Raw genomic sequence first — 15,079 nt, 5'->3', positions numbered from 1 at the left:
GTCCGTACACTTCTTGCAAAGGGCCGTGAATTTATTCTTCACGGCCCTTTTTGCTTCTACATCGGTTTTGAGTTCAAAGCGCTGCCTCAATCAGCACGTTCAGACTGACCACGGCGTTATCGCCCTGCAGCCGTGCAAAACGCTGCAACCAATCGGTAAGGGTAAACGTGCAGTGGAGCCGCTCATTGAGCCGGACTGTTATTTCCATTGGCGTGTTTTCCTCGCCGCCCTGCGGCTCGACATCCCGCACAATCAGCGTGCTTGCACTGTCCGGGTCGGCAATCACCAGATGCCCTTCAACCCGCGACATCAAAAGGCGCGCGCAGTCAGCCATGTCGAGAAACAGCAGGTTCGTGCCCGAACCATCGTCGTCCGCTGCCAGCCGCGTATCGACCACGATGCAGTCCAGACGCTGCCAGGTTTCGTCGGTGATGCGATACCCGGTTTCCCGGGAACCGAAGGCTAGAATCAGTGTGTCGATACCATCGGGCAACAATGCGCAGACATCGGTCACCTCATCGCTCAAGGACAGGGACAACACCTCGCCTTCGCGGTGCGCGTGGCAGCCCGGAATCCAGACAGGATCAGGATCGACCGGGCCTGCGCTGAAGACAAGTCCGTCAATTGCGTCGAATAGCAGCGCAGCGGTGTTTTGGCGCGTGCCAAGAAACGTCGGCCACTGTCGCGCATGGCGGGCGGTGACCTCAAACAAGCGATCCGTTGCAGGCAGGTAATACGTGTAGCGCGTGCCGGTGTGCTCGACCGGCAGAACCTGCGCGTGGAGCTGTCCCGCGAGCAATCCTTTCAAGCGCGTACGCCACTGCTCGGCCGTCTGCCCCTGCACGTGCGACCAGCGATTCTCCACGCTGATGATCCGCGCTGGCTGCTGATCGTGCAGCTCGACATTGACCCCGTCGCGGGTTTGCCCGAGCAGACCTTGTCCATGCCTCAGCACGTGAACAAATGACCACTGCGACCAGACCTTTTCTGCCATGGGCAACTGCTCGGGACTCACGCGCTGCGGCCCTGCAGCAAACGCGACGCGCAATGCCCCGATGGCAATCGTCGGCTGGCGATAAAGCCGCCCGGTCGAACCCTCCAGCAACCATGCGGCCTGTTTGTCCGGCGTCAGTCCCAACGGCGTCAACTGCACTTCAGGACCGATGTTCGACACAACGAATTGCTCCTCGATGCACCACGCCGGCAGAAATGCATGACCCGCCCCATTGCCCAATCCGATGAGCGGAAAAGGTTCGGCTTTGTAGACTTTTGCCAGCGCCGGCAAAGCGTCCAGCCAGTCGGAGTTGAGCTGTAGCCAGCGCTGGCCGAGGCCGGCAAATTTCAGAATATTCGGTGTGGGAATGCCGCCCATCCACTGCTCATCTTTAAGGTTGGTGTCGACCTCGAAAAGGCGGCCGTCGGCCTTGGTGGCAATGTAGCTTCCGAACGTTTGGGTGACGTCGACAATATCGCGCTCGATGACCCGATTGATGAATTGCCCCACCCTCGGCTCCACCCCTTGACTGATGGTCTGCGCTTGCTTGCTGTAGAACAGCAGCGCACCGCTCTGCGGATCGGCCGGCATCAACATGACCATGTCCGCCTCACTGCCCAACCCCGCCGAAAAATAGTGGCCCGTGCGTTTGTTGACCCAGGCACGCCGGCGCAATCCTTCGAAGTAGTAGGTGCGCGCGTAAACGAACGATGCATATACCCAGGTGCTGATGGCATTGGCCATGCCCGGGGTTTCATCGTTATACGCGCCGAAGGTCGTGAAGTGATGCAAGTCGCCCTGCCCGGGGCGCGCGGTGGGTTCCTCGATAAACGACGACTTGATGCCCGTCAGGACCACGGCCGCATCGCTGAGGCGATACTCCAGTGTGGTTTCGGTTTCAGTTATCCGGGCGTCGATCAGCAAGCGTTGCAACACTCGCAAACTGCCATCGGCGTCCTGGACACAACCCATGATGTGCGACCCGCTCGCGGGGTTCATCAAGCGGTAGCGATGCACAACCGTGCCGGTGATCGTGTCGACACGCCAGACCGTCGCCCGTTGCGGATGGTAGAACCAGGCATGGCGGGCACCGGCGCCGCCCAACAGCAGCCCCTCGTTCACCGCGCTCGGCAGATTGCGTGCGTACAACAAACGATCACTGGTCGCGTCATACCAAGCGGTGGTCACCACCATGGCGGCGGGCACCCGGAATTTGTACAGCGCCACAGCATTTGCGACCAATCGGCCTTCGCGGGCGTGCTGGCGCAGCATCGCCAGTATTTGCGGCAGGCGGCTTTGCTCATCAAGGGTGACCGACTGCAAGCGAAGGCAGCGCTCCCACCCATCGACCCGGAACAGGCCCTCGACCAGTTCGATCAAGCCATCGAAAACCGACAGCACCGTGCCATCAACCATCAGTTGGACTTCATCATCATTTTCCCGATTCGGGACGGCAAATCTGACCTGTTCCAGACAAGCCCAGGTCGCCTGCACGATCCACTTGGCAGGGCCATTAAATCTGACCGAGACGATGCCGGGTGCAAGCCTGATCCGGTATTGCCCCTCGGGTGCGCTGATTGCGTAGGAAATCCTGTTGTGCACCAGCGCTTCCAGGGTCGGCACCACCAACTGGCGTACCTGACTGTCCAGCACCACGCTGATGTCTGTCGGTTGATAGACCGGATGCAGCTTGTACAGAATGTGCGGCAGCGACGGGTTGCTGGTGAGATAAAAGCGCCGGTTTCCGTGTTGGTCATACTCCAGCGTGTCCGCCATGCGATCCGTCACTTGCGGGTAGCGGGTTTCAGCAGGGATGTCGCCAGCGTCCCCGACCTCGCCGGGAAGGGGGTCGTAGGTGTACCCGCCCAGCCCCTTCAACTGATACTCGTAACCGTAATGGCAGATCGGCGTGCACGGCAGCACCAGCGTCTCAAGCCTATCGGTTTCGTCACGGTAAAGATGAACGACCTCGGGCAGCCCCAGTGCCTGGCGGATATCGAGGGACAGGTGAATAGCCTGCGGGTCATCGTTGTACTGCGGCAGTTCCAGTGGCCCGCCCGTCCAGGGGTAAAACTTCTGGCTGTCGAAGCGCACGTCATTGGTTTGCAGGTTCAGACTGACGATGACCGCCTCTGCGGGAAATTGCAGCAGGCCATCCTTCAAGGTGTAGGCACCGCGCCGGTAAGCATGACCGATCGCACGCAGATGATTGCCCACCGCCGTCGCCTTGTCCCTGATCTGTCCCAGGTTGCTGGCAATCGCCGTCACCCCAATGCCGACACCCAGCAGCGGCACCGAGAGAACGGCCGCTGCCGTGCCCACCGCCCCGCCAGCCGCCAAAGCAACAACATCCACCCCCAATGCTGCAACGTTGAACACCAGTGATGTGGAGAACCGCGAGCGTTGCTCGTGGTTCTCGGCCACCGACAGGTTGTGGAGATCGAAGCCGATGTTGGCGAGCGAAAATACCAATCCGCCTGCCGTGGTGGCACGCCCCAGCACACGCCCGGACAACGACGACTGACCAAGCGTCAATGCCCGTTCGCTGGCCGCCACCTGACGCACCAGATTGATCGTCTGGGCCGTGTCGCTCAATACGCCGAAACCCAACTGCGCATAGTTGAAATAGACCTGCACTTGCAGGGCTATCGACAAAACCGGCGCCCGCTCGCCATCAGCCTGATAGTCACGATGGCGCATTTCAGTGACCAACGCCTGGATCGCGAAGGCGAAACTCAGACGACTGCCGCCGTCGGCTTCGACCGCGGTACTCGGCTTGCCCGTCAATGTGACAACCAAACGTTGAAGGTGTTTTTTAAGCCTGTCGAACCGCGCATCGGCGGTGCCGACTGTCAGTGATCTGGCCGGGTTCTGTACATCCACCAGCGTCAGCGAATAACCCGCGTCCGGGTTTGCCTTGAGCGTTTCCAGCAGCGGCAGATAGTCGCGACCCAATGTGTGTTCAGCGCGCAATTGCCGGGTCGCCTGATCAAATTCCTGCGCCCAGTAACGCGCGTCCAACTGCGCGAGGCTAGCCCCCAGCCGCGCGTTTTCACTGAGTGAGCGCGTGCGTGCGACAGCTTGCCTGGCCCAGACCGAAGCCGCCTGAGGGTCGGCGATAGCTGCGGTTTGCAAAAAACTCTCGACGCGCAACCCGGACGACAATGTCCGCTCGGCGAGCGCTACGGTGTCCAGTTCGATTACATCGAACTGCGCAGTGCCGATGTCAGTCAGGCCGTACAACTTCGCCAAAGTGTTGCCGTCGTCACTTAAATAGCGTGCCAAGCCCTGCTTCATTTCTGCGCTTGCGGCAAATCCATAAATCGCAAAATTGGGATCATAAAAGCGATAGAACGTTTGCTCATCCACTTGCACTTTAGCCACCAGCAAAGCGTGATTGCCTGTGTCGAGCAGCAGGGCGCCGGGGGCGGTTTTCGCTTCCAGTGTCTGCATCACGCTGTCGAGATTTTGCCGGCCACGAGCCTGTCCGATCGCACGCCCGGAGACCTCGCCCAGCTCATCCAGCGCACTGAGCAACGCCCGCGAATCAACGTCTTCCGGCCTCAGGCTGGCATTCGCCACACGTCCGATCAGTGCACGCTCGGCCAACCCGCCAGCCGCCACGGCGGCGCCCATCAACAACGCCAGCGGATAGCAACGGCGTCCCGGGTCGCCCGTGCTGCGCCTCAACAAATCCTGCGGCAGTTGCCTGACGGACACGGCGCCGGACTGGAACAACGCCTCCCGCACCTGGCCACCCCGCTTGAAAATATGCCTGTGGTATTCACGCTGTGCCGTGCGATTGATCTGTCCGATGTGCTCGCCCCACTGTTTCAGCGTCAGCGGTTCGCTCATCGCCAACGCCTTGAGTTCGCGCGCCGTGTGCGTGCCGTGGATGCTCGCGCCGGCAAGCCCCGCCTCGAAGTTCGGCGCCGCCTGCTGAATCAGGGCCTTTTCGATCGCGTGGTAACGGGCGAACAAACCACCCTCAGCGGTTCCCCGAGCGATGTCCATAACGCTCTGCCAGACCGGGGCAAACCCGGCGGCATCCAGACTGTTTGCCCCCAACATCCCGCCGAGGATGACGCGTTGCAACGGACTGAGTTGCTCAACCGCCAGCGAGCCATGGGCAACGAGGGTGAACAACTCATTGAGATTGCGGGTAGGCTCCGCGCCATGGGAAAGCGGAATCGCACGGACTGTTTGCGCGCGAATCTGCTCACGGCTGTCGAAACCGATGGAGATCGCTGAATTGAACGTCATGTCGCCGCTCAACTTCTCCTGCATCGCGCGCAGGAACGGCTCGCCCAGATCGTCCATCAGTGGCTGCAATACCGAGGTCAACATCACCGGTTGGCCTTCGATGACCGGCCAGCCCTGCTTGAAGGTTAGCGTGTGCGCTTTCAGCAGATCCGCCAGTTGGCCGACGTAGCACGATTTCAGTTTGCCGTTCTGCCACTTCTCCCGCTCTTTGAGCAACCATTGCTCGGCCTTACCATCGACGGTCCAGCCGGAGATCATCTCCTCCTCGGTGTGGGTGTTGTAGCCTTCGAGCAACTTCAGGCGCTCACGGATCTGCACATGTCGATCGGGTTGCAGGTGCTGCTCTATGTATTTGAGCAGCGCGGCCGCGGCGGCCCCTGGGCCCGTCAGGGTGATGGTGCCGCGGGCTTCAAGGCGAATGCCATCGCGGTAATAGGTAAAAATCGCGTCGATCAGTCTGGAGCGGAACACCTCGCCTTGCGCTTCAGGCAGTTTGCCCTGCGCCTGAGCTTCGTTGACCACATTCTCGACCACATCAAACATCCGTGCCTGATCCGTCGCGTCGATGCCGGCGAGCGCCGCACGCCGCTCCACTTCCAGCAGGCAGTCATAATTGAGGCGGATCATCTGCATGTACGCCAGGGTCATGGCACTGCCGGGATGGGCCAGCATGTGCGCATTCATTTCCGCCCAGTCCGGCAAGCCATAGGCCGTGCCCAAACGCATCGCGTCCTGCGGCACCGCGTGATCTTGCGGTGCGACAAAGATCTCGCTTAGCCGGTGTTGCTCACGGGCAAACGCCGTCAATGCCTCGAGGTGTTCGGGCGGGATTTTGTCAGTGCGGTCGAGATAACGCTGGCGGTCGCGTCCCGGCATCAAGGCTTCATTGTGGTTCAACAGCAACTGCAAAACGCCGATTCGGCCTTCTTCGCCGACGCTGAGAATATCGACACCGGCCAGCGTGTCCGCCAGTGGCGGCAAGTAATCCATGTCACTGTAACGGCCACCTTCGAGGTATTCGGCCTGCAGGCGCACGACATCGCTCGCCGCGGCAAAATTGCCGCGCATGGCCACCTCGCGCTGATAGACATCCTGCAAAAAGTGCCCGGCAAATTCGTCGCCGACATCGCGCAATTGCAGGTCCGCTCCGAGCATCGCCTGATGCGTCTGCAGGCAGCGCTGGCGAAAGGCTTCAAGCGTCGCCCGATCCTTGCCGTAGGCACGCACCATCAAGTCGATACGCGCTTCGTCGGCTCGCCCCCGCCACTGTGCTTGCTGAAGGTGGGCGAACATCTGCTGCTTCAACACCCGCGCACGGTCCTCGATCATCTGCGACAACTGAAAAGCCTTGCTGACCTTGTCACCGCCCGACTCCAGCGCATCCACTCTGGCGCTGTCGAGGATCACCCGGTTCATTTCAAAGGCCAGCAACGCATCACTGTCGTACCAGAGGTTGAAGCGGTAACCCTGCGGCTCCAGCACCTGGCGCCAGATGTTCATGTAGTCGCGCTGATTGGCCCCGACTTCACTGCCGCCCACCCAGACAAAGTGCATGATTTTCGCCACGGGCCTGGCCACGCCATGGAGCATGGCGTGTGTGTCCTCCAGCCTGGCGACAGACTTGACCAGATCCGATCTGATCTGGCTGATGGCTTCGGAAACGGGCTGAGTCCTGCGTTGGAGCAACGACTCCAGGGCCTCCTGAAACAGCTTGATCAACAGCAGTCGCTGCGGGTCATCAGCGGCTTGTCTGGCCAGTTCATAGTGCGACAGCAACGCCTTGTATTCAGCGCTGCCGGCAAACTCGCTCAGCGCCCGCTGCAGTTGCGAGAAGTCTTTGACGGAAAGGATTTCGTACGGCTTGTTGGTTTTCATCGTGGCACTTCTTCCATAACGGCTTCGTTCGCCACGAAACTATTGAACTGGAGTACCACGCTCAAACCCGAACAAACTCAAACGATGTCCAGTGAAACAGCCAATAACACTCGGGGTTTGTGCTTGAACCATGTGGCAATGAATTGCCTGTTTTCTTACCTGCGCACAAACGCACAAGGCCGCCAATCCAGAAGATTGGCGGCCTTGTGTTCGAGCGGAATGATTCAATCCGAAGCGTTAACCGGATATCACGTCTCACGCAGTTGCTTACAACTGCGCTTGACGCTCAACACGACTTTCTCACGCCCCGGGTTTTTCACCGTACCAGCGCGGGGTGTAAACCCAGACGCCGCCGTCACCGCGCGGGAAGGTGCAGGTAGTCGAAGAACCAATCAACACCATGGTGCGCATATCCACTTGCTCGGGGGTTAAGGCGCCGAGTGTCGTGGTGCGCAGGGTCTGGCCCGGACGGCCGATGTCGCGACCCAACACCACGGGGGTTTCAGGTGCGCGATGCTGCGCGACAATCTCCAGCGCCCGGCCCAGTTGCCACGGACGCGCCCGGGAGATCGGGTTGTAGAACGCCAACGCCAGATCCGCTTCAGCGGCCAGATCCAGACGTTTTTCGATGATCGACCAAGGCTTGAGATTGTCCGACAGCGACATCACGCAGAAGTCATGGCCCAGTGGCGCCCCGGCCTGCGCGGCGGTGGCCAGCGAAGCGGAAACACCCGGGAGAATTTCCAGGTCGACGCTGTGCCACGCCGGGTCCGTCGACTCGTGCAAGGCTTCGAGCACCGCCGCCGCCATGGCGAACACGCCGGGATCACCCGAGGACACGACAATCACCGAGCGCCCTTCGGCAGCCAGCCGGAAGGCGTGACGGGCGCGCTGCATCTCTTCGCGGTTGTCGGTGCAGTGCTGCACTTGATCGTCGCGAAACGGCCCGGCCATGCGTACGTAGGTTTCGTAGCCGAGCACATCGGTGGCGCGGGCCAGTTCGGCCTTCACCGCTGGCACCATCAGTTCGGCAGCGCCGGGGCCGAGGCCGATCACGGCGAGACGGCCGCGTGGCCGGCCAATGCTGGAAACATCCAACGGCTGTTCGGCGACCGCGATTGCCATGCCGTGGCTGACCACAACTTTAGCCTCAGGCACTGCGGCACGTGCCAGAGTTTCGATGTCGCTTTGCGCCGCAACGAAGCGCAGCGGCACACCCAGCTCAAGCGCCGCTTCACGCAAAAGTGGCGAAGCCATTTGCGTCTCGCTGGCCAACAGACAGGCCAGCGACTGCACGGCGATTTTCGCCTGCTGCAACGCGCGGCGAACGGCATTCGCCAGGTCAGCTGTTTCGGCACTCACCGCCACCGCGACGCTGCGTGGATAGATCAGCAACTCACTGGCACTCGCCTCACGCGCGGCACTGCCGACATGAATCGAGCGCTGCGCCTGCGGATCTTCCGGCAATTGCGCCTGATCCAGCCACGGCGCCGCGCCTTCGATGCGCACGCTGTGACCGGCCAACAGGTCGGAGACAAAACACTTGCCCAGTTCCAGATCGCCCAGGGCATAACCGCTCGGAGGGTTGAGCAGGCACGTGCCAAAACGCAACTCGCCACTGGTGGTGATCGCGGCTGCGACTTGCAGCCCGGCAGCGATGTCGCGCGCCATGACATTCACCCCGCCAAGGCCACCCAACAGCGGCACCACGGCGCTGCCGTCTTCGGCCACGGCGAGTACCGCAGGCTCGGCGCCCTTTTCCAGCAACAGCGGCGCCAGCGTACGGATAACGATGCCGGCCGCGCACAGGGCAATGATCGGCGTGTCCTGCTGATACAGCGCACGCAGGGTCGCGCCGAACTCCTGATAGGTGCAATCGGCGCCTTCGACGCGCCCGGCGAGGCCGTGGATCTGCGCCGCCGGATAGACCTGCTGAATGCGCCGTGCGGTGGCCAGGCTACCCTGGCCGAGAATGACGATGGCTGGCGTAGATTGAGTCATCAGCCTTGCCACCGTTCGCCCGGCACAATGATCAGCGAGAAGTACGGCGACGACATCGGCTCGACCTGATCCATCGGCACGATCTTCTGATTGGCCATGGTCGCACGCTCGACATACAGCGCGCGTTCGGCCAGACCCAGTTCTTCGAGGACCTGACGCACTTTGGGGAAATTGCGCCCCAGCTTCATGATCACCGCCGCGTCGGCATCGGCCAGACGCCGCTTCAACTCTTCATGGGGCAACACGCCCGAGAGCACCGACAGGCTCTGATTGCGATACACCAGCGGCGCGCCGAGCACCGAAGCGCCACCCAGCATCGAGCACACGCCCGGCACCACTTGGGCTTCGTAACGGCTGGCGAGGCGATCGTGCAGGTACATGTAGGAGCCGTAGAAGAACGGATCACCTTCACAAATCACCGCCACATCGCGACCGGCATCCAGGTGTGCGGCGAGCGTCTCGGCGGCTTCGTCGTAGAAATCGCTGATGACCTGCTCATAGGACAGCGGCGCCGGCAGCGCTTCTGTGGTCACCGGATAGACCAACGGCAACAGGTTCTGCGCCTGTTGCAGATGCGCTTCGATGATGCCGAACGCGTTGCCCTTTTTGCCCTTGGCGACGAAGTACGCCACCACCGGCGATTCGCGCAGCAGGCGCAGGGCTTTGACGGTAATCAGCTCCGGATCCCCCGGGCCGACGCCCAGGCCAAGCAAACGTCCTTTGGCCTGCATCATTCGATCTCCGTGGCGAGGGCGTTAACGGCGGCGGCGGCCATGGCGCTGCCACCGAGGCGGCCTTGCATGATCACGAACGGCACGCCACGGCTGTCGGCGGCCAGGGCGGCTTTCGACTCGGCGGCACCGACGAAGCCGACCGGGAAGCCGAGGATCAGCGCCGGTTTCGGTGCGCCGGCGTCAAGCATTTCCAGCAGATAAAACAGTGCGGTCGGCGCGTTGCCGATTACCACGACGCTGCCTTCCAGATGCGGACGCCACAGCTCCAGTGCGGCGGCGGAACGGGTGTTGCCCAGCTCGCGCGCCAGCTCCGGCACGCTCTCGTCACGCAAGGTGCAGATCACTTCGTTGTTGGCCGGCAGGCGCGCACGTGTCACACCTTCGGAGACCATCCGCGCATCGCAGAGGATCGGCGCACCGGCGGCGAGCGCATCGCGCCCGGCCTTGCCCGCACCTTCGGAGAACTGCAGACCGTCGATGGCCTCGACCATGCCGCAGGCGTGAATCACCCGCACCGCGAGTTTTTCCAGATCGGCCGGGATGCGCGCCAGATTGGCCTCGCGGCGAATGATCGCGAAGGAGTTGCGATAAATCTCCTGACCATCGCGGATGTAATCAAGCATCAAAGGGACTCCGAGAGCGGGCGGCGAGCAGGGTCGCGGCCGCTTCAATAGTAAGGTTGCGTGCGTGCAGCGCGCCGAAACCCGGCAGCGTCGCATCGCGAAAATAGAGGTCGTAATGACCGGCACTGACGGCCAGCAACGTCGCCGGGGCACAGTGGGCGGCAGCGCAAGAGCGCGTGCAGCCACTGAGGTGGACGTTGAGGGCCGAGGGCAGCAACGTCGCCAGATGGCGGGCGTCCTGCTTGGTGTCGGCCAGGCCTTTGCCGCAGCCACTGGCACCGGTGCAAGCGATCAGGCGTGAGAGGGGCTCGGTAGCGCGGGTCAACAGGTTCAGTTGCTCAAGACCTTCCAGCACCTGAGCCGCATCACTTGCTTTGACGCCCGGCACCAGCAGGCTTTGCCAAGGCGTAAAACGCAGGCTGCCATTGCCGAACTGGCGGGCCAGTTGCGCAGCCCCGCGCAGCATCGCCGGATCGAGACGGCCCAGCGCCGGCACCGCACCGATATACACCTGACCCGCAGTGTTTTGCGGATGAACTCCGATGTGCAGATTGTCCGCCACGGCGGTGCGCTGCCAATCGCTGATCGGCTTGATCGGCAAACGTGCGCTCAGTTGTTGCAGAAACGCCGGCATCGGCAATTCATCGAGCAAATGACGCATGCGCGTCTGCTCGGGACGTGCCAACGCCAGGAACAACTCCAGCACCGCCACCACCAACGCATGGCCGTGCTCCAGCGCCACCGCTCCGACCGCGCGATCCGTCGGGCACCCGGCCAGGCCGAACGCCAGCCAGGTTTTACCGTCACGCGCGAACGCCGACAACCACAGGTCGTGGGGATGTTCGAGCATCGCCAGCGCTTCACCGCCATCCAGTTGCACGGCGAATTTGGCGCTCAGCTCGTGGAACCGTGGATGGCTTTGCAAAGTATCGAGGATCTGCCCGGCGAGGCCGCGCGTGTCGATCTGCATCTGCCGATCAATGCCGGCAGCGGGGCTGAGCATCAGGTTGCGCACATCGTCACCGGCCGCCGTGCGCGGGCCGAGACCGGCGGCGAGCAAGCGTTCGATCAGTGCCGCAGATTGCTCACCGATCCCGCGAATCTGCAGATTGGCACGGTTGGTCGCCTCGATCGCCGCGCCGAACTGTTCGGCGGCATCGGCCACCGCGTCGGCCTGATCGACGCTGATCGAACCGCCATTGAGCTTGATCCGGCAGATGCCGCCGTCCAGTGCCTGGACGATACGCAGTAACCCCGGGCAGGCCGAGGGGCGTAAGGCGGTGGACATCGGGCGTTCGTTCAAGGGGCTGACCGGCTGCGTGGGAAAGGCGCTTCGCGGGCGAAGGCGCGGTATTATGCCTGCTTTGTCCGCTGGCATGAAAAGACTGCCCGTCGGAACGGCGTGTTTAGAGGAATATAGATGTCACCCTGGCTGACGGTAGTGGGAATCGGTGAAGACGGCTTCAAGGGCCTGGGCAAAAACGCCCGGCGTGCCCTGCTGGGCGCCTCGCGGATCGTCGGTGGCCAGCGTCAACTGGATTTGCTGCCGGTGTGTATTCGCGGCGAACGCCAGTTGTGGCCGAGCCCGTTCTCCCTCGCACCGGTGCTGGAACAGCGTGGCGAAGCAGTTTGCGTATTGGCCAGCGGTGACCCGATGTTCTACGGCGTCGGTGCCAGCCTCGCCCGCCAGGTGCCAAGCGAAGAGATGCTGATCCTGCCCGCCCCGTCGTCCTGCGCGCTGGCCGCCGCCCGTCTCGGCTGGCCATTGCAGGAGGTGGTGACGCTGTCGCTGGTGGCCCGACCGCTGGCGGCGCTCAATGCGCAATTGTTCAGCGGCGTGCGCCTGTTGTTGCTGAGCAACGATGGCCAGAGCCCGGCAGCGGTGGCGCAATTGCTCGGCGAGCGCGGCTTCGGTTCGAGTCGCATGAGCGTGCTTGAGCATCTTGGCGGTGACGCCGAACGGCGCATCGACAGCACCGCCAATGCTTGGAATGCCGCGTCCGTGGCCGACCTCAATGTCATCGCCATCGAATGTCTGGCCGACGCACAGGCCCCGCGCCTTTCGCGTCTCGCCGGACTGCCGGATTCGGCCTTCCAGCACGACGGCCAGTTGACCAAACGCGACGTGCGCGCCATCACCCTCGCCCGCCTCGCCCCGACCCCCGGCGAATTGCTTTGGGATGTCGGCGCCGGCAGCGGTTCGATCGGTATCGAGTGGATGCGTACGCATCCGAGCTGCCGCGCCTTGGCCATCGAAGCCGATGATGGTCGCCAGCAATTGATCGAGCACAACCGCGATGCACTGGGCGTGCCCGGTTTGCAACTGATTCGTGGCAAGGCACCGCAGGCACTCGCGGGACTGGAACGCCCGGACGCCATCTTCATCGGCGGCGGCGTCACCCGTGAGGGCGTATTCGAAACCTGCTGGGAACAGCTCAAACCCGGTGGCCGTCTGGTCGCCAACGCGGTGACGCTGCAAAGCGAAATGGCCCTGATGAACTGGCGCGAACGCTTCGGCGGCGAGCTGACGCGTATCCATGTCGCCCAGGCGCAGCCGCTCGGCGAGTTCGACACCTGGCGCCAGGCACTGCCGATCACCCTGCTCGATCTGGTCAAACCCCTCGATGCGTGACGAAACCGCGGAACAACCCGCGCCCCTGCGCAGCGGCCTGACCACCGGTAGCTGTGCCACCGCGACCAGCCTGGCCGCCGCGCGCCTGTTGCTCAGCGGACTGGCGGCCGATGCGGTGCAGATTGTTTTGCCCAAAGGCAAACAGGTGCAGATGCGTCTGGAGTTCTGCCGCTTGACCGATGATGGCGCCGAGGCCGGGACGATCAAGGATGCTGGCGACGACCCCGACGTGACTCACGGCGCGTTGCTCTATTCGCGTGTTCGGCTGCTGAGTGAACCGGGGATTCGTTTCAATGCCGGCGCCGGCGTGGGCACCGTAACGCGGCCGGGACTGGTGCTGGGTGTCGGCGAGCCGGCAATCAACCCGGTGCCACGCAAGATGATCAGTGATCACCTGACACTGCTTGCCACCGAAACCGGTTATGCCGGCGGCTTCGACGTCACGGTCAACGTCGAGGGCGGCGAAGCGCTGGCGCTGAAAACCATGAATCCACGGCTGGGCATTCTTGGCGGTTTGTCGATCCTCGGCACCAGCGGCATCGTCCGGCCATTTTCCTGCGCGGCTTACATCGCCTCGATCCACCAAGGCATCGATGTGGCGAAAACCAATGGTTATCTGCACATCGCCGCGTGCACCGGCAATGCCAGCGAAGACACCATGCGCCGGGTCTACAACCTGCCGGAAATCGCCCTGATCGAAATGGGTGACTTCGTCGGCGCGGTGCTCAAGCATCTGCGCAAAGTGCCTGTGGATAAACTCAGCCTGTGCGGCGGCTTCGGCAAGATCAGCAAACTGGCCGCCGGGCACATGGACCTGCACTCGCGGCATTCGAGCATCGACCTGCCGCAACTGGCTGACTGGGCCGCGGCGATTGGCGCCGACGAGGCATTGCAGCAAGGCATTCGTGAGGCCAATACCAGTCAGCAGGCGCTGACCATGGCCAGTGCGGCGGGGGTTGGCCTCGGTGATGAGGTCTGCCGCCATGCCTTGAATTTCGCTCGCAGCGTGGTGCCCGCGCAGGTGCAGGTCGAGGTGTTTGCAATTGATCGTCAGGGCGGGATTGTCGGGCATGCCGGAGGTTTTGCATGAAGCGGATTTTGCTGCTCGGCGGCGTCACTGAGGCACTGGCGATTGCCCGCACGCTTGGGCCAGAACATATCTACAGCCTCGCCGGTGTTGGTCGGGTGCCGACGGATCTGACCTGTCAGGTCCGCGTCGGTGGTTACGGTGGCGCTGAGGGTCTGGCGCAATTCATTCGTGACGCAGGCATCGAGCTGTTGCTCGACGCCACGCATCCCTATGCCGCACAGATCAGCCAGAACGCCGCGACCGCCGCGCGACTGACCGACATCCCCTGCTGGGCGCTGCGCCGTCCGGCCTGGCAGCCGCAGCCCGGTGATGACTGGCGCGAAGTCAGCGACTGGGCCGAGTTGATCACCGCCCTCAAACCGTTTCGCCGCCCGCTGTTCACCCTCGGCCGCGAACCGCTGCAGCACCTCAATGAAATCCCTCAGGACCAGTTCTGGACTCTGCGCGCCCTCGACGTCTACCCGGGCAATGAACGCTGCGAAGTGATCGGCGCGCGGGGGCCGTTTCTGCTGGAGGATGAGCGCGCACTGTTCGAACGGCGGCAGATCGATGTGTTGATCAGCAAGAACAGCGGCAGCACCGCCACCGAGCCGAAGCTGGAAGTGGCGCGCGAGCGTGGGCTGCCGGTGATTGTGTTGAAGCGACCGGGGTTGCCGGGGGTTGATCGGGAGTTTCGATCAGCATCTGAAGTCCTTGAAGCCCTGACGTCGTAAGACTTTTCATCATTTCGTATTTATCTGTGAATTTACCTGCAAATTTTGAGGACGCAGCCGACTGTTCTTCACTACACCCTCACTCCAATACTTCGGTTCCTTTAATCCCTACAAGCAGCCAGCCGAGAAAAGCGGCTTGCCAGCTTGTATCCCA

Annotated in this window: 8 protein-coding genes; 3 read left to right on the top strand and 5 right to left on the bottom strand. The window is 62.4% G+C overall.

The window, feature by feature from the left end; all coding sequences use genetic code 11:
* Positions 1–73: 73 nt before the first annotated feature.
* The 5 genes from ACOYXH_RS28845 to cobG all read right to left on the bottom strand — a co-directional run bounded on the left by ACOYXH_RS28845 (position 74) and on the right by cobG (position 11,778).
* On the bottom strand, positions 74–7,132 hold the full coding sequence (locus tag ACOYXH_RS28845; RefSeq protein WP_460410142.1) for a TcdA/TcdB catalytic glycosyltransferase domain-containing protein: 7,059 nt from the start codon (positions 7,130–7,132) through the stop codon (positions 74–76).
* Between the two features lie 300 nt (positions 7,133–7,432).
* Positions 7,433–9,133 carry a precorrin-3B C(17)-methyltransferase gene (gene cobJ, locus ACOYXH_RS28840; RefSeq protein WP_258709177.1) on the bottom strand — a complete coding sequence of 567 codons (1,701 nt, stop codon included), beginning with the start codon at positions 9,131–9,133 and terminating at the stop codon, positions 7,433–7,435.
* On the bottom strand, positions 9,133–9,867 hold the full coding sequence (locus ACOYXH_RS28835) for a precorrin-2 C(20)-methyltransferase (protein WP_407082799.1): 735 nt from the start codon (positions 9,865–9,867) through the stop codon (positions 9,133–9,135). Before ACOYXH_RS28835 ends, cobJ begins: the two co-directional genes overlap by 1 nt.
* Positions 9,864–10,490 carry a precorrin-8X methylmutase gene (locus ACOYXH_RS28830; RefSeq protein ID WP_093430238.1) on the bottom strand — a complete coding sequence of 209 codons (627 nt, stop codon included), beginning with the start codon at positions 10,488–10,490 and terminating at the stop codon, positions 9,864–9,866. The genes ACOYXH_RS28835 and ACOYXH_RS28830 overlap by 4 nt, the downstream gene beginning before the upstream one ends.
* Entirely contained in the window at positions 10,483–11,778 is a 1,296-nt protein-coding gene (cobG, locus tag ACOYXH_RS28825; protein WP_305885173.1) for a precorrin-3B synthase, read from the bottom strand. The genes ACOYXH_RS28830 and cobG overlap by 8 nt, the downstream gene beginning before the upstream one ends.
* Positions 11,779–11,910: 132 nt before the next feature.
* Here cobG and cbiE point away from each other — a divergent pair, with 132 nt between their 5' ends.
* Genes cbiE through ACOYXH_RS28810 form a run of 3 tightly spaced genes read left to right on the top strand, consistent with a single transcriptional unit; the run spans position 11,911 to position 14,925 of the window.
* On the top strand, positions 11,911–13,122 hold the full coding sequence (gene cbiE, locus ACOYXH_RS28820) for a precorrin-6y C5,15-methyltransferase (decarboxylating) subunit CbiE (protein WP_095126116.1): 1,212 nt from the start codon (positions 11,911–11,913) through the stop codon (positions 13,120–13,122).
* Entirely contained in the window at positions 13,115–14,212 is a 1,098-nt protein-coding gene (locus ACOYXH_RS28815) for a cobalt-precorrin-5B (C(1))-methyltransferase (RefSeq protein WP_258709176.1), read from the top strand. Before cbiE ends, ACOYXH_RS28815 begins: the two co-directional genes overlap by 8 nt.
* Positions 14,209–14,925: a cobalt-precorrin-6A reductase gene (locus ACOYXH_RS28810; protein WP_258709175.1), complete on the top strand. Its 717-nt coding sequence runs from the start codon at positions 14,209–14,211 to the stop codon at positions 14,923–14,925. Before ACOYXH_RS28815 ends, ACOYXH_RS28810 begins: the two co-directional genes overlap by 4 nt.
* Positions 14,926–15,079 lie beyond the last annotated feature (154 nt).

This window comes from Pseudomonas sp. Mb7 (genome assembly GCF_054790525.1).
Note: the sequence above shows the minus strand (reverse complement) of the source record. Positions and strands in the feature narration are given on the sequence as shown.